This window comes from Streptomyces sp. NPDC004561 (assembly GCF_053602155.1).
In genome coordinates, this window is record NZ_JBSGDB010000055.1 from 1 (window position 1) to 17,973 (window position 17,973).

At 71.4% G+C, this 17,973-nt stretch carries 13 protein-coding genes and 1 pseudogene; 4 read left to right on the forward strand and 10 right to left on the reverse strand.

Annotation, left to right across the window (positions count from 1 at the left end):
• Nucleotides 1-82: 82 nt before the first annotated feature.
• Entirely contained in the window at nt 83-2,350 is a 2,268-nt protein-coding gene (locus tag ACWEN3_RS10545) for an MFS transporter (RefSeq protein WP_452968236.1), read from the reverse strand.
• Between the two features lie 126 nt (nt 2,351-2,476).
• Between ACWEN3_RS10545 and ACWEN3_RS10550 the strand changes: the two genes are divergently transcribed.
• Nucleotides 2,477-3,442, forward strand: a complete 966-nt coding sequence (locus ACWEN3_RS10550; RefSeq protein WP_452968239.1) for a pirin family protein — start codon at nt 2,477-2,479, stop codon at nt 3,440-3,442.
• A 53-nt stretch (nt 3,443-3,495) separates the two neighbouring features.
• Here the strand turns inward: ACWEN3_RS10550 and ACWEN3_RS10555 are convergent, their stop codons facing one another.
• The 5 genes from ACWEN3_RS10555 to ACWEN3_RS10575 all read right to left on the reverse strand — a co-directional run bounded on the left by ACWEN3_RS10555 (nt 3,496) and on the right by ACWEN3_RS10575 (nt 9,534).
• Complete coding sequence (locus tag ACWEN3_RS10555; RefSeq protein WP_452968242.1) at nt 3,496-5,220, reverse strand: acyl-CoA dehydrogenase family protein; 1,725 nt, start codon at nt 5,218-5,220, stop codon at nt 3,496-3,498.
• Nucleotides 5,221-5,297: 77 nt separating this feature from the next.
• The gene (locus ACWEN3_RS10560) at nt 5,298-5,870 is read right to left on the reverse strand and encodes a PadR family transcriptional regulator (protein WP_452968245.1); all 573 of its coding nucleotides are present in this window, start codon (nt 5,868-5,870) and stop codon (nt 5,298-5,300) included.
• A gap of 143 nt (nt 5,871-6,013) precedes the next feature.
• Nucleotides 6,014-6,781, reverse strand: a complete 768-nt coding sequence (locus tag ACWEN3_RS10565; RefSeq protein WP_452968247.1) for a thioesterase II family protein — start codon at nt 6,779-6,781, stop codon at nt 6,014-6,016.
• Nucleotides 6,782-6,882: 101 nt separating this feature from the next.
• Nucleotides 6,883-8,493, reverse strand: a complete 1,611-nt coding sequence (locus ACWEN3_RS10570; protein ID WP_452968295.1) for a GMC oxidoreductase — start codon at nt 8,491-8,493, stop codon at nt 6,883-6,885.
• Between the two features lie 462 nt (nt 8,494-8,955).
• Nucleotides 8,956-9,534, reverse strand: coding sequence for a LuxR C-terminal-related transcriptional regulator (locus ACWEN3_RS10575; RefSeq protein ID WP_452968250.1), 579 nt, complete (start codon nt 9,532-9,534; stop codon nt 8,956-8,958).
• Between the two features lie 481 nt (nt 9,535-10,015).
• On the opposite strand from ACWEN3_RS10575, the pseudogene ACWEN3_RS10580 reads away from it, so the two are divergent.
• Nucleotides 10,016-10,669: pseudogene (locus ACWEN3_RS10580) on the forward strand (AfsR/SARP family transcriptional regulator); the annotation flags it as partial.
• Nucleotides 10,670-10,967: 298 nt separating this feature from the next.
• Here ACWEN3_RS10580 and ACWEN3_RS10585 read toward each other — a convergent pair.
• Nucleotides 10,968-12,140, reverse strand: coding sequence for a DUF4192 domain-containing protein (locus tag ACWEN3_RS10585; protein WP_452968253.1), 1,173 nt, complete (start codon nt 12,138-12,140; stop codon nt 10,968-10,970).
• Between the two features lie 142 nt (nt 12,141-12,282).
• On the opposite strand from ACWEN3_RS10585, the gene ACWEN3_RS10590 reads away from it, so the two are divergent.
• Both ACWEN3_RS10590 and ACWEN3_RS10595 read left to right on the forward strand, forming a co-directional pair.
• Nucleotides 12,283-14,448 carry a RecQ family ATP-dependent DNA helicase gene (locus ACWEN3_RS10590; RefSeq protein WP_452968256.1) on the forward strand — a complete coding sequence of 722 codons (2,166 nt, stop codon included), beginning with the start codon at nt 12,283-12,285 and terminating at the stop codon, nt 14,446-14,448.
• Between the two features lie 268 nt (nt 14,449-14,716).
• Complete coding sequence (locus ACWEN3_RS10595) at nt 14,717-15,337, forward strand: hypothetical protein (RefSeq protein ID WP_452968258.1); 621 nt, start codon at nt 14,717-14,719, stop codon at nt 15,335-15,337.
• Between the two features lie 441 nt (nt 15,338-15,778).
• Here ACWEN3_RS10595 and ACWEN3_RS10600 read toward each other — a convergent pair whose 3' ends face one another.
• The 3 genes from ACWEN3_RS10600 to ACWEN3_RS10610 form a co-directional block, all read right to left on the reverse strand.
• Nucleotides 15,779-16,408 (reverse strand): hypothetical protein, encoded by a 630-nt coding sequence (locus ACWEN3_RS10600; protein ID WP_452968261.1) that lies wholly within the window; start codon nt 16,406-16,408, stop codon nt 15,779-15,781.
• Between the two features lie 68 nt (nt 16,409-16,476).
• Nucleotides 16,477-17,178 carry a ribonuclease HII gene (locus ACWEN3_RS10605; protein ID WP_452968264.1) on the reverse strand — a complete coding sequence of 234 codons (702 nt, stop codon included), beginning with the start codon at nt 17,176-17,178 and terminating at the stop codon, nt 16,477-16,479.
• Between the two features lie 81 nt (nt 17,179-17,259).
• On the reverse strand, nt 17,260-17,883 hold the full coding sequence (locus tag ACWEN3_RS10610; RefSeq protein ID WP_452968298.1) for a TetR/AcrR family transcriptional regulator: 624 nt from the start codon (nt 17,881-17,883) through the stop codon (nt 17,260-17,262).
• Nucleotides 17,884-17,973 lie beyond the last annotated feature (90 nt).

Sequence of the window (17,973 nt, forward strand, 5' to 3'; positions counted from 1 at the left end):
CACGGCGCCATGCTCTCCCCGGGCCAGCCGTACTCGCAGATCACCCCGGACTCCAAGTTCAACGGTGACGACGGCCTCACCATCAAGAACCAGCAAGTTCGATGTCCTGGGCGTCCGCGCCGTCCCCGGTGACGGTCACCCCGGCGGCCCTGGGCGGATAGCCGGAGGCGATGACGGTGTACTGGCCGCCGTCGAGGTCGGGGAAGGCGTACGCGCCGTCGCCGCCGGTGGTGGTCGTGGCGACGACGTCGCCCACGGCGTCCACCAGGGTGACCCGGGCATCACCGAGGGGTCCGTCCGTGCCGCGTACCGTGCCGCGCACCTGGGCACCGGCCCGCAACTCGGCCTCGATCCGGGTCACTTCCCTGCCGTCGATCTCCACGGGCAGGGCGAGCGGCCGGTGCTTCGGCGAGCTGACGGCGACCGTGACCGCGCCCGGGACAAGGCCCGTGAGGGCGAACTCGCCCAGTCCGCCGGTCCGTTCCGTCGCCAGCACCTCCCCGCGCACATCGGTGACGATCACCATGGCCCCGGCGACCGGCGCCCCGCCGTCCGCCGCCCGCACCACACCGGTCAGCACGCTGGTGCCGGCGAGCAGCAGGTCGTAGGAGACCGGGTGCGCGCCGACGACGACGGTGGTGGCGTGCGGCCGGCGGCCGCCCGCGGAGGCGACCAGGACGTACGTCCCCTCCCCCGGCGCCTCGACGGCGTACCCGCCGTCGTCCCCGGCGACACACCGGCCGAGCTGCCGTCCCCCGAGCGAGACGAGAGTGACGGCCGCCCGCCCGACGCCCGTGCCGTCAGCTCCACGGACGCACCCGCGTACCGGGGTCGCGCCGGATCCCGCTCCCCCGACGCCGACGGCCTCACCCACCGGCGCACCGCCCCCGGCCGCCTCCACCTCGGGAACGCCGGCCCCGGCGCCCGGCAGGGGCACGACTCGGCGCGGGATGAACGCGGCGACGAGGAGGGCGAGGACGGCGGCGCCGGAGCCGACGGCCATGACCACCTTGAAGCCGTTCTCGGAGGGCAGCGGCGTCGGGCCGAACATGGTGGTCATCTGGGCGAGGATCACGCCGGCGACCGCGCTGGCGGTGGACGTGCCGATGGACCGCATGAGGGTGTTGAGGCTGTTGGCGGCGGCCGTCTCGGAGGGGTCCACGGCGCCCATGATCAGCGCGGGCATCGCGCCGTACGCGAATCCGATGCCCGCGCCGATGACGCAGGAGGCCAGGAGCAGTTCCCAGACGGCGTGCATCAGCACGACGTTGAGCCCGTACCCGGCGGCGACGATCACCGCGCCGCACATCAGCGTGACCTTCGGCCCCCACTTCCGGGAGATCAGCGCGGACACGGGCGCCATCGCCATCATGACCAGGCCGGTCGGGGCCATCACCAGGCCCGCGTCGAGCAGTGACCTGCCGAGGCCGTAGCCGGTCGCCCGGGGCAACTGCAGGAGCTGCGGAAGGACCAGGGACATCGCGAACATCGAGAAGCCGAACGCGACCGACGCGAGGTTGGTGACCAGGACCTGCCGGCGGGCGGTGGTGCGCAGGTCCACCAGCGGCTGCCGGGTGCGCAGTTCGTACCAGCCCCAGGCGAGGAGGACGACGACGGCCGCGGCGAACAGGCCGAGGGTCGTGCCGCTGCGCCAGCCCCAGTCGGCGCCCTTGGAGATCGGCAGCAGCAGACAGATCAGGCCGGCCGCCATGCCGAGGGCGCCGGGCAGGTCGAAGCGTCCTCCGGTGCGCACCTTTGACTCGGGTACGAGGAGCAGCACGAGGACGCCGGCGACGGCGCCGAGCGCGGCCGAGGTCCAGAACAGCACGTGCCAGTCGAAGTGGTCGGCGATGAGGGCGGCGGCGGGCAGGCCGAGGGCGCCGCCGACGCCGAGGGAGGCGCTCATCAGGGCGGTGGCGGAGGCGAGCCGCTCGGCGGGCAGTTCGTCGCGCATGATGCTGATGCCGAGCGGGATGACGCCGGAGGCGAGGCCCTGCAGCGCCCGCCCGACGATCATCGGGGCGAGGCCGTCGCTGAGCGCGGCCGTCACCGAGCCCGCGACCAGCATCACCACACTGGTCAGCAGCATCAGGCGTTTGCCGTACATGTCGCCGAGCCGTCCCATGACGGGCGTGGCGACGGCCGCCGCGAGGAGGGTCGCGGTGACCGCCCAGGCCGCGTTCGAGGCCGAGGCGTGCAGCAGGTGCGGCAGTTGCGGGACGATCGGGATGACCAGGGTCTGCATCAGCGAGACCACTATCCCGCCGAGGGCCAGCACCGCGACGACGACGTTCGCCCGTGGTACGGCGGGCTCCCCCGCCTCGGCGGGCCGGGGGTGCGCTTGGGACATGGTGGGCCTTCCATCGGGGTCACGTCGGTGTACCCACCGAAGGTAAGTCAGTTGATTGACTCAGCCAAGGAAAATGCGGGTTTCCACGCTCACCGGTCCGGCTTCCGCACCGCTAAGTTGGGCGTTATGAGCAACCTTGACCGGACGCCCGTGCCCAGTGTCTGCGGCGGCCGTGGTTTCGTCGTCGCCGAGCCCGTACGCGAGCTGTTGAGTCCCCGTCAGGTGAAGCTGGGCGAGTCGTCCGAGGTGCGCCGGCTGCTGCCCAACCTCGGCCGCCGCATGATCGGTGCGTGGGCCTTCGTCGACCACTACGGCCCGGACGACATCGCCGACGAGCCCGGCATGCAGGTACCGCCGCATCCGCACATCGGGCTGCAGACGGTCAGCTGGCTGCACGAGGGCGAGGTGCTGCACCGCGACTCCACCGGGAGCCTGCAGACGATCCGGCCCCGGCAGCTGGGCCTGATGACCTCGGGGCGGGCGATCAGCCACTCCGAGGAGAGCCCCCGGCCGCACGCGCGCTTCCTGCACGGCGCCCAGCTGTGGGTGGCGCTGCCGGACGAACACCGGCACACCGAACCGAGGTTCGAGTACCACCCCGAGCTGCCCACGGTCACCGCGCCCGGGCTCACCGCCACGGTGATCCTCGGCGACCTCGACGGCTCGCTCTCGCCCGGTACGGCGTACACCCCGATCGTCGGCGCCGACCTCGCCCTCACCCGGGGCGCCGACGTCCGCCTCCCTCTGGAGCCCGACTTCGAGTACGGCGTGCTGGCGATGTCCGGCGAGGTGCACGTGGACGGCGTACCGGTGCTGCCGGGCTCCCTGCTCTACCTCGGCTGCGGCCGCTCGGAACTGCCGCTCCGCGCCGAATCCGACGCCGGCCTCATGCTCCTCGGCGGCGAGCCGTTCGCGGAGGAGCTGATCATGTGGTGGAACTTCGTCGGGCGTACGCAGGAGGACATCGAGCAGGCCCGCGGGGACTGGACGAGCGGCGCCCGCTTCGGCGAGGTGAAGGGCTACGACGGGGCTCCGCTCCCCGCCCCGGAACTGCCGGGTGTGCCGTTGAAACCGCGAGGAACAGTGCGCTGACGACGACACCGAAGGCGAGCCCGCGGCCCGGCCGGTCCGCGAGCCAGGCGCGGCTACGGAGCCATCTCGTACGCTCCGGACAACGCCTCGACCCGCTGCCAGACCCGCTCCGTGCGTGCCTCGTCGACGACCGGCCGCCGGATCGACGCCAGCGCCCAGTCCCGCTGCTGTTCGGTCGCCGAGTCCTTGCCGTGCAGTTCGACGGCGTGCGCGGAGAAGTCCCGTACGAGGACGGCGAAGAGTTCGTCGAGCACGTCCTCGTCGAGGCCGGTCAGGGCGGCCTGCTCCAGGACGAGCTGTCCGTGCACGACGAGGGCGAAGAGCTGGCCGACCGCGAGGACGAGGTCGAGGTCGCGGCTCTGCTCCGCGTCGGGGGCGGCCGTGGCGACCAACGTGCAGAGCGCGTCGGCCTGTTCGCGGAAGCGGGACACGTTGGGCAGGTGCGCGTACCCGTCGAACGCGGGTCGCCAGTCGTGGAAGCGCACCGAGCCGAGGCCGCGGGCCGGCCCCTGCCGGAACAGGAAGTCGTCGTCGGCCGCGTCGAGGCGGGTCGGCACCGCGGGGTACTCGACGGCGTCGAGGAGGTGGTTGCGCATGAACTTCAGGATCAGCGCCAGGTTGACGTGGACCGTGCCCTCCAGCTTCGGGAGGCCGCGGATCTCCACGGCGGCCTGGCCGAAGTAGTTGTCCTTCTCGAAGCCCTTGGCGGCGATGACGTCCCACATCAGGTCGATGACCTTCTCGCCCTCCGTGGTCACCTTCATCTTCGTCATCGGGTTGAAGAGCAGGTAACGGCGGTCGTCGGGACCGGCGGAGCGGAAGTAGTCGACGGCGCGGTCGCTGAACGACTTCATGCCGACGAGCCTGACGTACGCGTCGGTCAGCTCGCGCCGCACGTGCGGGAAGGCGGTGACGGGGCGGCCGTAGAGGATGCGGTTGTGGGCGTGGGTGACGGCCTCGTACATCGCGTGCTCGCAGATGCCGATCGAGGCGGTGCACAGGTTGAACTTGCCGACGTTGACGGTGTTGAGGGCGGCGTCGAAGGCGGCGCGGCCGGTGTGCAGGACGTCCCCGGCGGCTACGGGATAGTCCTCCAGGCGGAACTCGCTGACGAACTTCGAGGAGTCGACGACGTTCTTGACCAGGTGGTAGGCCGGGTGACGGCTGTCGGCGGCGAAGAAGACGTAGCCGTCGGGCCCCTCGACGTCGGTACGGCGGCCGAAGACGGAGACGAGTGCGGCGGCGTTGCCGTTGCCGATGTAGTACTTGGAGCCGGTGGCCCGGAAGCCGCCGTCGCCGTCGGGTTCGAGCAGCATGTCGGTGGAGTAGATGTCGGCGCCGTGCGCCTTCTCGGACAGGCCGAACGCGAACACCTCTCCCTGGGTGAGGAGTTCCGCGGCGCGGGAGCGGGCGGCGGCGTTGCCGCTCTGCCAGACCGGGCCGAGGCCGAGGATCGTGACCTGCCAGGCGTACCAGTAGTCCAGGCCGTAGAAGCCCAGGATCTCGTTGAGCGCGGCGATCCGGGCGGTGTCCCACCGCTTGTCCGCATCCCCCTCGCCCGCGGCGGACGACGGCGTCAGGAAGGTTGCGAACAGGTTCTCCTTCGCCGCGAAGGCCAGGAAGTCGCCGAGCCAGGCGCGGGCCCGGTAGTCCTCGATCAGCCGCCTCTTGCCGCGCTCCTCGAACCAGTCGACGGTGGCACGCAGCAAGCGGCGCGTCTCGGGGTCGAAGTGCGCGGGGTCGTAGGTGCGCGGGTTGAAAAGGAGCTGGTCAGCCATGGGGGGACGCCTTTCGGCTGGTGGACGGGTGGGAATCGGAGGCCGGACGGCCGGACCGGCGGTGAGTGCGGCGGCGGTCAGCGGCCCGGACCGAATCGGGCGAGCGTGGCGAGCACGTCGTCGAGCCAGTCGATCATCATCCGCTCGTAGGCGATGCCGCCGCGCAGTACGACGTGCTGGAGCTCCCGCTCCGCGTCGAGCGGTGCCCGCGGACCGGCCGCGTTCGCCTCGGGCCCCGTGAAGTCCCGCTGCTCTCCGGCCAGATAGTGCGCCAGCCGGTCCCGGTGCGCCTGCCGGTGCCGCTCCACCTCGCGGATCAGGGCGGCCGGGTCGTCGAAGGCGGCGCCCCGGATCTTCACGGCCAGGTCGTGGCGGACACTCTCCGGCTCGATGGGATCGTGCAACCAGGAGGACAGTGCGGCCCGGCCGAGGTCGGCGACGCTGTACTCCTTCTTGTCCGGCCTGCCCTGCTGCGGGACGTCCCGGACGTCGACCCAGCCGTCGTTCTCCATGCGCTTGAGCACGCGATAGATCTGTTGGTGGGTCGCGGTCCAGAAGTAGCCGATGGACCGCTCGAAACGCCGCGCCAGTTCGTAGCCGGATCCCGGCTTCTCCAGGAGCGACACCAGAATCGCGTGTTCGAGCGCCATGACCCCGATCCTGCTATGCAACTCGTTGCATAGCAAGCCTCCCGCGCTCCGATGCGACGCGGCTCACGCAGCGCGGGCGGCCCCTGTCCCCAGGCGGCGGATCGCCCGGCCGCCGTCCGGGGTGTGCCGGGTCGGGCCGGTCCTCACACCCGGTCGGGCGCCTCCAGCTGGGAGGCCATGAGGCGGACGATCTCCGTCTGGTGCTCGGCCAGGAAGAAGTGGCCGCCGGGGAAGACCTTCAGCGTGAAGGGGCCGCCGGTGTGCCCGGACCAGGCGGCGGCCTCCTCCACGGTGACCTTCGGGTCGTCGTCGCCGACGAGGCAGGTCACGGGGCAGCGCAGGGGCGGCCCGGGTTCCCAGGTGTAGGTTTCGGCCGCGCGGTAGTCCGCCCGGATGGCCGGCAGGATCATGCGCAGGACCTCCTCGTCGCCCAGCAGCTGGGGGTTGGTGCCGCTGAGTCCGCGCATCTCGTCGACGAGGCCGTCGTCGTCGCACAGATGGACGGTCTCGTCGCGGTGCGCGGACGGGGCGCGGCGGCCGGAGGCGATGAGGGCGGCGGGCACGATGTCCCGCTCCTGCTCCAGCCTTCGGGCGATCTCGTAGGCGAGGGAGGCGCCCATGCTGTGGCCGAACAGGGCGATGGGCCGGTCGGTCCAGGGCAGGAGGGCCTCGTAGACCTTGCCGGCGAGGGCCGGTACGGAGTCCAGGAGCGGTTCGGAGCGGCGGTCCTGGCGGCCCGGGTACTGCACGCACAGCACCTCGACACTGTCGGGCATGGACCGGGACACGGGGAAGTAGAAGCTGGCGGAGCCGCCCGCGTGGGGCAGGCAGACCAGCCGGACGCGGCTGTCGGGGCGCGGGTGGAACCTGCGGATCCAGAGGCCGTTGTCCTCGGTGAGCGGGGAGTTCACGGAATCGTTCCTTTTCGGTTTCGGGTCGACCGCCCACGGTGGCGGGGCGCTCGCCGGGAGGACAAGGGGCGGGGCGCGGGCGGGCCCCGCCCACCGCACCGTCAGGAAGCCGTGACGTCCTCCTTGATGATGCGCTCGACGTTCCGCTCCGCCAGCGCCGTGATGGTCACGAACGGGTTGACGCCGATGCTGCCGGGGATGAGCGAGCCGTCGGTCACGTAGAGGTTCTTGTATCCGGCGACGCGGCCGTGGTCGTCGGTGGCCTTGCCCAGGACGCAGCCGCCGAGCGGGTGGTAGCAGAAGTCGTCGGCGAAGGCCTTGATCTGCTTGCCGAAGAGGTCGTACCGGTAGATGGTGGCGTTGGCCTTGTTGATGCGGTCGAACAGGGACTTCGCGGCCGCGACCGCGGGCGCGTTCTGGTCCCGGGTCCAGCGCAGGTCCGCCCGGTCCTTGGCGGCGTCGTAGACGAAGGTGCCGCGCTCCGGGTTCTTGGTGATGGCCAGGTAGAGGCTGACCCAGGTCTCGACTCCCGCCGGCAGGGGGGCGATCTCGGCGAAGACGGGGTTGTCCGGGTTGCCCCAGTCGTCGATGCCGAGGGCGGGGATCGACGACTGCTTGGCGCCCGTGGGATTCCACATGTGGTTGGCGCGGGCGGTCATGATGTTGCCGTTGGGGCCCCAGCCTCCACCGACCTCGGAGCTGAGGTTCGGCAGCGTGCCGGTCTCCCGGGCGCGCAGCAGCAGTTCGGTCGAACCGAGGCTCCCGGCGCCGAGGAAGAGGTGGCGGCAGGAGATCTCCTTGGTCGCGAGCAGCCTGCCGTCGGCGTCCTTCTGCTCGACGGTCAGCAGGTACGTGCCGTCGTTCTGCTGACGGATCGTCCTGACCTGGTGCAGGGTCTCGATGGTGACCTTGCCGGTGCCGAGGGCGGCCGCCAGGTAGCTCTTGTCGAGCGAGACCTTGCCGTGGTTGTTGCCGTAGATGACCTCGGTGGCCAGCGCCGACCTGGGCACCTCGCCGTCGGCCTCGCGGCGCATGTAGTCCCAGTCGTAGACGTTGGGCACGAAGGTGGTGCTCAGGCCCGCGTTCGAGGCCTGCTGGCGCGAGACACGCGCGAACGTGTACCACTCGGTCTGCTCGAACCAACTCTTGTCGATGTTGCCCACCCGGAGGGTGGAGTTCGCGCGCGGGAAGTACTTGGTGTACATCTCGTCGGCGTCGACCTGGGGCAGCACCTCCTCGAAGTACGAGCGCCTGGGCGTGACCGCCATGCCGCCGTTGACGAGCGAACCGCCGCCCACACCGCGTCCCACGTACACGGACATCTGGTCGAAGTTGACCCGGTCCAGTACGCCCGCGTAGGGATCGATGTCCCGGTTGGCGAGGTCGAGCCACAGGAAGGAGCCGAGCGGGGCCTCGGTGCGGGTCTTGAACCAGCTGGAGCGCTTGTCGGGCTTGAGCATCCCGCAGAACACGTTGCCGTCCGGACCGGGCTGGTTCCACAGCTGGCCCATCTCCAGCATCAGGGTGGGGACCCCCGCCTCGCCCAGACGCAGGGCGGAGACGGCCGCGCCGTAACCGGTGCCGACCACGACGGCGGGGACGAACGTGCCGCCGGAACCACTGGTCGCGGTGGCGGCGGCCGCCCGGGGGGCGGCGGTGATCGTGGTCTGCCCCGCGAGCGCGGCGGCGCCCAAGGCCGCCAGGCCGAGCATGCGGCGGCGCGACAGGGGCTGGTGCTGTGCAATCACGCTGTGTCTCCTGAGCTTTGGGAAAGGGAATGAGGAAGTGGCCTGAGCGGGACGGGCCGTGGGGGGGGACCGCGCGAAAGCCGTCCACGAGATCCGGAACGGGAGGCCCGGGGCCGGGGGTTCGGTCACCCCGGGTGCGGAACAGGGCGTTACGGCAGGTCCGCCTCGCGTGTGCCTACGGGCGTCCGCCGGGCCGGGCGGCAGCGGGCAGGACACGGCCGGTTCGGACCTTCCGGCGACCTGGAGCCTGTGGCAGGCGCCGGTGAGGTGCCGCTCCACGGCGCGCGAACCCACGCGAGCCGTTCCGCCCTGTGCTTGCCGGGCAATGCGCGCGCGGCGGGTCCGCCCGGCCCGCGTTCGGCCCCGGCGCACGCCGCCACGGCCGCCGGCGCGAGCGGGCGCGCGGCGCGGGCCGCGCGGGCCCGCTCACTTCACGAAGGCGTCCACGACCTCGGGCGGCCAGGTGCCGACCTTGAGCACGCCCATGGAGTAGGCGCGGGAGACCAGCGCGGCGCGGTTGGGCACCTTCAACTTCCGCAGCAGGCAGGTCACGTGGTACTCGACGCCCTGCCGGCTGAGGTAGAGGCTCGACGCCAACGGGATCGTGGAGACGCCGGCGGCGATTCCTTCGAGGATGCGCGCGTCCATGGAGGAGAGGATCTTCCTGCGCCTGGCCACCACCCGTGTCCCCTCGGCGTCCCCGGCCGTGGGCATCATGACCAGGATCGCGGTCGTGTCGGGCAGGCCACCGCGCACCGCGACCGCGGTGAGGGGAACGGTGAAGGCGGACTCCTCGCCGTGCCCCACGGCGATGACGGGCGTGACGAATCGCTGGTGCTTCCCTTCCAGCAAATTGGAGAATTGGCGCACCAGCGGCTGCTGCACGCTGGGGTGAACCACGTCACGGAAATTGCGGCCGCATATGTCCTCGGACGAGCCGTTGAACTGCCGGAAGAACTCCTGGTTCGCCTGCTGTATGGTCAGGGTTTTATCGAGGCTCGCCATGCACAGGCCCGGAGCTGCAGGTGCTGGACTCAGCAAGAGAGGGCTCCCTGTCAGAAACTTGAGGGCGAAATCATTTCGGAGGCTGGCGAGCGGCCGTGAAGGCCGTCAGCAGGGGCGTCATCGGCCCTGGGACCAGCAGTATCTCCAGACGTTGAACATCGTGCGTCATCGCCCTTGCGGAGTCCTGGTCGAGCCACTGGCGGCCCCTTTCCGTCAACCGCCGTCGCTTTCCGGACCCCCTGTCGAAATCCTTGCCGAACACCTGCCGCTTTCTTGCCAATCAATCGGTCTCCGGCTTGGAAGGCGCTTTCGTCATGCCATGATCCGCAGGGGACGGCGTGAGACCAGTCAGCTCGAAACCGCCCGTCAGCCGGCCATATCCGCAAGAACGATGGGGACCGTCATGCCCGCACCTCCGACCGCAAACGTGTCACCCACGACGACCGGCCGGACCGAGCTCCTGCTGAGCGTCCTGGGGCCCATGTCGGCGCAACGCGACGGGCATGACCTGCCGCTCGGCCCGCCGCGCAGACGCACGCTGCTCGCCCTGCTGCTCATTCGTCTCGGCCGTGTGGTGCCGACCGAACTGCTCATCGAGGAACTGTGGGGTGACGGAGCGCCCCGTCACGCCGTCGCCACACTCCAGAGCCATGTCTCACATCTGCGCCGGGCCCTTCACACAAAGACGGGAACCGGCCAACCTTCGGTGCTGCGTCACCGGACGCCCGGCTACGTCCTCGATCTCGATCCCGAACAGGTCGACGCCTGCCGCTTCGAGCGTCTGGTCACCGACGGACGGCGGCTGCTGGAGCAGCGCGATCCGCGCACCGCGCACACCCGGCTCACCGAGGCCTTGGGGCTGTGGCGCGGCTCGCCGTACGCGGAGTTCGACAGCCATCCGCCGCTCAGCGACGAGTGCGCCAGGCTCGAACAGATCCGGCTCACCGCCGTGGAGTCCAGTGCGCAGGCGCGGCTGGCTCTCGGCGCGGCCGAGGAGGTCGCCGCCGATCTGGACGGGGAGGCGCGCCGTCATCCCACGCGGGAGCGGCTGGTCGGCCACCTCATGACGGCGCTGTCCCGGCTCGGGCGGCAGGCCGAGGCGCTGGAGGTGTACGAGCGGACGCGCAGTCATCTGGTCGAGGAGTTCGGCGTGGACACCGCGGCCGAACTACGCCAGGTCAGAAACGCGATCCTGCGCCAGGAGCCGGGAGCGAGCGCCCCCTCGAAGAAGCCGGCTCCCGCACCGCTCGAGCCCACCGGCGCGTCGCACACCCCGCTCGTGGTGAACGGGATCGGTGCCGACGGGGCACAGTACCCCGAGGGCTCCGGGGACGGCGGGACGGCCGTCGCGCCCCGGGGACACGGCCGGGCGGTGGCGGCCGGCGACGCCGGCGGGACGGCGGACTCCGGCGCGGCCGTCGAACGCGCGAGGATCACGGGGACCGGCGCGCGCCCGGAGGCGCGCACGGATGTGTCGCCGGGCGCGTGGGCGGATGCCGCAGGCGGGCGAAGAGGTAGTCGGGATCCGCGCCCAGCGCCATGGCCAGCGCCTCGCGGGCTTCCAGTTCGTCTCCCGCGGACCAGGCGACCCATCCGGCCAGGGTCAGGGGCGCGGCAGCGTGCTCGCCGTAGGGTCCGACGCAGCGGCGGGCCAGGGCTCGCCAGAGTCGCAGGGCCGGGCCTGCCTCATCGCCCTCCATCCATGCGGCCGCCCGGTCGCGGGTGGTGCGGTCCTGGAGCCCGAGGATCAGCCGCGCCGCCTCGTCGTCTTCGAGCAGGTCGTCGTCGCGCAGGTCCGCGGGATGCATGCCGGACACCGGCGCCGCCGCGGCGAAGCGGCGGATGATCCGCTCGGCGAGGGCGAGGGTTTCCTCGGCCACGTCCGCGCGGGTGGCCTCCTCGAGGATGCGGGGCACCAGGTTCGTGCCGGCCGTGTCCAGGGCGATCTCCTGCCCCAGCACGGCGGTGGTCTCCCAGGGTTGCAGCCGTGCGCGCAACTCCTTGAGGGTTCCCCGGACTTGAATGCCGGCGTAGGTGGCCGCCGCGGCCAGGACGGAGGTGCCGGGAAGGCCCATCGGGGAGCCTTCCTCGGGGCAGCAGCCCGCGGTCGGACAGCAGTACGACCAGAAGCGGCCGTCCGAGATGCACAGTGCCTCGATGACCGGCACCTCGAGGTCGCCGCACTGGGTGCGCAGCAGATGGGCGAGCGGTTCGAGCCGTCGTTTGACGTCCTTGCCCGTCTCTCCCGGGGCCGGCTCCAGGCAGACGTAGGCCACCATCTGCTCGGGCCGGGCGCCGCGCCGTTCGCTGCCGGTCACCAGCCCGTGGACGAGCTGCCGTGCGGCCGCCTCCCAGTCCTCCTCGTTCGCGGGGATGCCGAGCCGGGCACGGCCGCCGAACCTGCCCTTGCCGCCGCGGTCGTTCAGGGCGACCAGGACCATGCTGTCCTCCGGGCGGTAACCCAGCAGGTAGGGCAGGGCGTCGGCCAGTTCGGCCGGGGTGCGCAGAGTGACCTGTGCGGCGTGTGCCGCCGGTCCGGTCTCGGCCTCCTGGCCTGGGATGTCGCTGTTTCCGAAGGGTCCGGTGGTTTCGCTGTGATTCGTCATGCGCTGACGATCTCGCGGATCTTGGAATTCCGCTTGAGCCTGTGGATAAGTCGAATCAGGGACACGACAAGTCGACCTCGATCGTCCACAGCCTCGGGCCGTGCCCGCCCGGTTGTCGGTGCCGTCCTGTTGTATGGAACGCATGGAGCACACGAGCAACGCGGATCTCCGGGCCCAGGCCGACGCCGTCCTCGCCCGGCTCGTCGGGGATGCCACGGGCACCGCCCGGCTGCGGGAGGACCAGTGGCGGGCGATCGAGGCACTGGTCGCCGAGCGGCGCCGGGCCCTGGTCGTGCAGCGCACGGGATGGGGCAAGTCCGCGGTGTACTTCGTGGCGACCTCGCTGCTGCGGGCCGGAGGAAGCGGGCCCACGGTGATCGTCTCGCCCCTGCTCGCGCTCATGCGCAACCAGGTGGAGGCTGCGGCCCGGGCCGGCATCCACGCCCGGACGATCAACTCGGCGAACACCGAGGAGTGGGAGGCCGTCCAGGCCGAGATCGCGGCCGGTGAGGTCGACGTGCTGCTCGTCAGCCCGGAGCGGCTGAACAACCCGGACTTCCGAGACCAGGTCCTGCCCAAGCTGTCCGCGGCGACCGGTCTGCTGGTGGTGGACGAGGCCCACTGCATCTCCGACTGGGGACACGACTTCCGTCCCGACTACCGGCGACTGCGCACCATGCTCGGGGATCTTCCGCCCGGAGTCCCCGTGCTGGCCACCACCGCCACGGCCAACGCTCGCGTGACCGCCGACGTCGCCGAGCAACTCGGCACCGGAGGCACATCGGACGCCCTGGTCCTGCGCGGCCCCCTGGAGCGGGAGAGCCTGAGCCTCGGTGTGCTGCGGCTCCCGGACGCGGCGCACCGGATGGCCTGGCTCGCCGAGCATCTCGACGACCTGCCGGGCTCGGGCATCGTCTACACGCTCACCGTGGCCGCCGCCGAGGAGGTCACCGCCTTTCTGCGGCAGCGCGGACACACCGTCGCCTCGTACACGGGCAAGACGGAGAACGCCGAACGGCAGCAGGCCGAGGACGATCTGATCGCCAACCGGGTCAAGGCGCTGATCGCCACCTCGGCGCTCGGCATGGGCTTCGACAAGCCCGACCTCGGTTTCGTGGTCCATCTCGGCTCGCCCTCCTCCCCCATCGCCTACTACCAGCAGGTGGGCCGGGCGGGCCGCGGCGTCGAGCACGCCGAGGTGCTGCTGCTGCCGGGCAGGGAGGACGAGGCGATCTGGGAGTACTTCGCTTCCCTCGCCTTCCCCGCCGAGGACCTGGTGCGGCGCACCCTGGACGTCCTCTCCCGCGCCGACAGACCCCTGTCGCTGCCCGCCCTGGAGCCCCTGGTCGAGCTGCGCCGCTCCCGACTGGAGACCATGCTGAAGGTCCTCGACGTGGACGGAGCGGTACGCCGGGTCAAGGGCGGCTGGACCGCGACCGGGCAACCGTGGTCCTACGACGCCGAGCGCTACGCCTGGGTGGCCCGGCAGCGCGCGGCCGAGCAGCAGGCCATGCGCGAGTACGCGACCACCGACGAGTGCCGGATGGAGTTCCTGCAACGCCAGCTGGACGACGAGGGCGCCAAACCCTGCGGCCGCTGCGACAACTGCGCGGGACCGCGCTTCACCGTTGAGACGTCCTCGGCGGCGCTGGACGCGGCACGCAGCGATCTGGGCCGTGCCGGAGTCGAGGTGGAGCCCCGTCGTATGTGGCCGACCGGGCTGCCGGCCATCGGAATCGATCTCAAGGGGCGCATCCCGGCCGGTGAACAGGCCTCCTCGGGGCGGGCCCTGGGTCGTCTTTCGGACATCGGATGGGGCAATCGGCTCCGTCCGCTGCTCGCGCCGCAGACACCGGACGCTCCCGTACCGGACGACGTGGCGCGAGCCGTGGTCGATGTGCTGGCCGACTGGGCGAGGGGGCCCGGCGGCTGGGCGTCCGGTGCCTCCGACGGCCAGCCCCGGCCGGCGGGGGTGGTCACCATCGCCTCACGCACCCGGCCCCACCTGATCCACTCCTTGGGCTCGCGGATCGCCGAGATCGGGCGGCTGCCGCTGCTCGGATCCGTTGAATACGCCGGGGATGTGCCCCGGGTGCCGCGCAGCAACAGCGCTCAGCGGCTGAAGGCCCTCGACGGTGCGCTGGCGGTGCCGCCCGGTCTGGCATCGGCGCTGGCCGAGGGGGCAGGGCCGGTTCTGCTGGTCGACGACTTCATGGAGACGGGCTGGACCCTCGCGGTCGCCGCGCGGCTGCTCCGCCGCTCCGGAGCTCAGGGGGTGCTGCCACTCGTCCTCGCCGTCCAGGGCTGACCGTACGGCCGCTCATGGCGCCCGCACGCGACGTGGCCCGGTGTCCCAGGCGTCATCAGCCGACTCTGCGGGTAGGGATATAAGCCACGCACCATCTGATACCCGGCGGTGGCCCCAATTGCTCGTTGCCGCATCCAAGTTCGAAGGGAAGAATTGAGATCCGCTCCCCGCACGGCTCGTCCGTGATCCGGTTGGGCTTTTGCTGCGGTGCGCGGTCCCCCGAACCCGACCTCGCCCGCAGTATGGGCGCGTAGCCGAAGGGAGGAACGTGACCTTCGGATTCGCCTCGTCCTCGGCGGCCTCGTTGTCGACGTCCGCGTCCGCCGCCTCCGCCAGCCGTCTGCTCGAGCCTGCGGAGTGGGCTGCCGCCGGAATCCCGCTGCTGCGCAACCCCCGTGAGGTCGTCAGCGGGCTGCACGCCCGTCATCACCCGAAGCCGTCCACGGCGATCGTGGCCGTACTCGATCCTGATGAGCGGCTGCTCGCCAGCGCCTCGTTCACGCGCCGGCCCGCCCCGGCCGACGGCTGGATGTTCCGTAACGCGCTGCTGGCCCAACTGCGCCGGGTCATTCCGCACGACCTGCGCCGCCGCACGCCGGTGCGTACCGCCGTCCTGCTCTACTGCCGTGAGGGCGACGGGCGTTGGACCGAGGAGGACGGCGCCTGGATGTGGGGACTGCGCGACGCCTGCACGCTGCACGGGCTGCGGTGCGGGGCGTACATCACGCTGACCGCTGACGGCTGGCAGGTGCTCGGCGAGGGGCGCGGCGGACGCCGTCCCCATGCGCACTCCGCCCCGGAACCCTTCGCCACGGCGGAGGCCCCGCCGCTCACGCCTCGCACCGGCGGCCCGGTCTCCGAGGTCCTGCGCCGCGCGGCGGCCCGCTGAAGAGAACCGGAGCACGCGTCACCGTTCCCGGGTGCGCATGCGGCCCGCCGACAAGCCGGTGCCGACCGGACGGCGACCGAGGGATCCCGTCCAGGACGTTCCGCGCCGCCGCCTCGGCCGGGGAGCACAGGAGGCTCGCGGGCAGGACCCCGCAGGCGTACGAGATCCATGGCCGGAGTGTTCTCGGCACGGTGACACCGTCGGCAAACAGGACGCACCGACACTGAGCGGGAAGCGCCGACAGCCCTGGCGGGTACGCCGGTCACACCATTGCCCGCCCAGCCCGGCCGCCCTCGCTGCCCCCCGGGCCGACCAGGGGGAGCCGTTCCGCGAGCGGAACGGCCGCCGCCAGTCGTTCGGGCATGCCAAAAGACGCACCGTGCGGATGCCGCCGGAGCGGCTCCTACCTCACCCCGGGTGCCCCGAGGCGCCGGACGCGGCTCAGACGCCGGCGCCCAGCACCGAGTTGATCTGCTGCGGGTCGCCGCAGACGATCAGCAGGGCACCGGCCCGGGAGTGGGCCAGCGGAAGGACGGCGGCGGCAGCGGAGGCTGGGCCCCCGTTGACGGCCACGACCACCACGGGACGGGACGCGGCACGCGAGGCGATGGTGGCGTCTGTGTAGAAGACGTCGTCACCGGTGTCGTGCTGCGCCCAGTAGGAGGCTTCACCGAAGGACAGTTCGTGCTCGGCCCACGGGTGCTGGGCACCGGTGGTGATCACCAGCACGTCGCCGGGGGCACGACCCGAGTCCAGCAGCAGGTCGACCGCCTCCTCGGCGGCGTCGAGCGCACCCTCGGCCGAGGCCGGGATCAGCTGGATCTGCGGGTTGGCCGCGACGGCGGGAGCGGGCGGGCCGGACGGGGCCGGCTTGGCCGGAGCCACGTCACGCGGGGTGCGCTGCACCGGCGGCGTGGGCCGCAGAGGGCCGGGACGACCGGGGCGGGACGGAGCCGCGGGGCGGGGTCCGGGTACGGGGCGGGGGGTCGGCGCGGTACGGCCACTGGCCGAAGTGGCGCGGGGACCCTGGGCACTCTCGTGAATCTGAGGCTCCTCGGGAATGAGAGGCATGAGCTGATATTTATCAAACGTTGGTGCGGCGCGGGCGACCGGGTGGCACATGAGTGCGACCGGAACCGTCAGAAATCGAAGCCGAGCTGACCCTCGATCTCCGGAACGTTTCCGTCCGCCCAGCTGCGGACCTTCTTGAGGTGCCGCCACTGGGGCAGCGCATCAAGATACGCCCACGACAAACGGTGGTACGGGGTGGGCCCCCGCTCCTCCAGTGCGGCCTTGTGCACGGGCGACGGATACCCGGCGTTGTCCGCAAATCTGAAGTCTGCATGGTCGATGCCCAGTTCGGCCATCATTTTGTCGCGCTGAACCTTGGCGATCACCGAGGCCGCCGCGACGGCCACGCACGACTGATCACCCTTGATCACCGTGCGGACCTTCCACGGGGCACCGAGATAGTTGTGCTTCCCGTCGAGGATCACGGCGTCGGGGCGGACCGGCAGGGCTTCCAGGGCGCGGACCGCGGCGAGCCGCAGCGCGGCCGTCATCCCCAGGTCGTCGATCTCCTCGGGGGAAGCATGCCCCAGCGCGTAGGCCGTCACCCATGTCCGAAGTATCTGGGCCAGTTCCGTACGCCGCTTGATGGTCAGCAACTTCGAGTCGGTCAGGCCCTCGGGCGGCCGGCGGAGTCCGGTGATCGCCGCGCAGACGGTGACGGGTCCGGCCCAGGCGCCGCGCCCCACCTCGTCGACACCAGCGATGACCTTCGCTCCGGTCGTGGCGCGCAGGGAGCGCTCGACGGTGTGAGTAGGCGGTTCGTACGGCATGGCGCCCTTAGATTACGCCGACCGGATGGGCACGCGACACCCTGGTCGGCTCAGCGATGCCGAGATCGCCGGTGAGCTCCGTCAGACCGCGTAGGGGCGGAGCAGCGGGAGCATCAGCTGGTCGATCATCTCTTCCAGATCCTGATCGTGCCATTCGCTGGCGCACATCTTCGAGCGGTACATCATCATGGCCGGGATGGCGTCGAAGACATATCCGTTGGCCGCGTCCGAGCGCACCTCTCCCCGCTCTATGCCACGGGTGATGACGTCGCGAAGCAGCTTGATGGTGGGCTCCACCACGTTCCCGACGATCACGCCCTCAAAGCGTTCCGCCTGCGCTTGGTCGCACTCGTGAATCACCGAGCGCAGCGCGGTGCCGGGCAGCGAGAACATGATCTGCCGTACCTGCCGGCAAAGGGTGAGGAGGTCCTCCCGCACGCTTCCGAGGTCCGGGGCCGTCTCCACCCGGGGCAGCCCGGACACCAGCGCGTCGGCGACCAGGTCCTCCTTGGAGGGCCAGCGGCGATAGACCGCGGCTTTGCCGGTCTGGGCGCCGGCCGCGACGCCCTCCATGGTCAGGCCCTTCCAGCCGACCGTGCTGAGCTGTTCCAGGGCGGCATCGAGAATGGCGCGCTCCAGCACCGCACCGCGCCGACGCGGGGAAGCCGTCCGGGCAGGGTCGGCCGTCCAGCGCGAGGTAGCCATCTGTGTTTCTCCAGCATGCATGTGAAGCGGGGATTCGGGGGCGGGGTGCGCTGCCACGCAAGCAGCAACAGGGGGACGCGAGGCGTGGCG

Bases quoted from the DNA above. Each gene is read 5' to 3' on its own strand.
- ACWEN3_RS10545 (WP_452968236.1), bottom strand. From the start codon at position 2,350: ATGTCCCAAGCGCACCCCCGGCCCGCCGAGGCGGGGGAGCCCGCCGTA.
- ACWEN3_RS10550 (WP_452968239.1), top strand. From the start codon at position 2,477: ATGAGCAACCTTGACCGGACGCCCGTGCCCAGTGTCTGCGGCGGCCGT.
- ACWEN3_RS10555 (WP_452968242.1), bottom strand. From the start codon at position 5,220: ATGGCTGACCAGCTCCTTTTCAACCCGCGCACCTACGACCCCGCGCAC.
- ACWEN3_RS10560 (WP_452968245.1), bottom strand. From the start codon at position 5,870: ATGGCGCTCGAACACGCGATTCTGGTGTCGCTCCTGGAGAAGCCGGGA.
- ACWEN3_RS10570 (WP_452968295.1), bottom strand. From the start codon at position 8,493: ATGCTCGGCCTGGCGGCCTTGGGCGCCGCCGCGCTCGCGGGGCAGACC.
- ACWEN3_RS10575 (WP_452968250.1), bottom strand. From the start codon at position 9,534: ATGGCGAGCCTCGATAAAACCCTGACCATACAGCAGGCGAACCAGGAG.
- ACWEN3_RS10585 (WP_452968253.1), bottom strand. From the start codon at position 12,140: ATGACGAATCACAGCGAAACCACCGGACCCTTCGGAAACAGCGACATC.
- ACWEN3_RS10590 (WP_452968256.1), top strand. From the start codon at position 12,283: ATGGAGCACACGAGCAACGCGGATCTCCGGGCCCAGGCCGACGCCGTC.
- ACWEN3_RS10600 (WP_452968261.1), bottom strand. From the start codon at position 16,408: ATGCCTCTCATTCCCGAGGAGCCTCAGATTCACGAGAGTGCCCAGGGT.
- ACWEN3_RS10605 (WP_452968264.1), bottom strand. From the start codon at position 17,178: ATGCCGTACGAACCGCCTACTCACACCGTCGAGCGCTCCCTGCGCGCC.
- ACWEN3_RS10610 (WP_452968298.1), bottom strand. From the start codon at position 17,883: ATGGCTACCTCGCGCTGGACGGCCGACCCTGCCCGGACGGCTTCCCCG.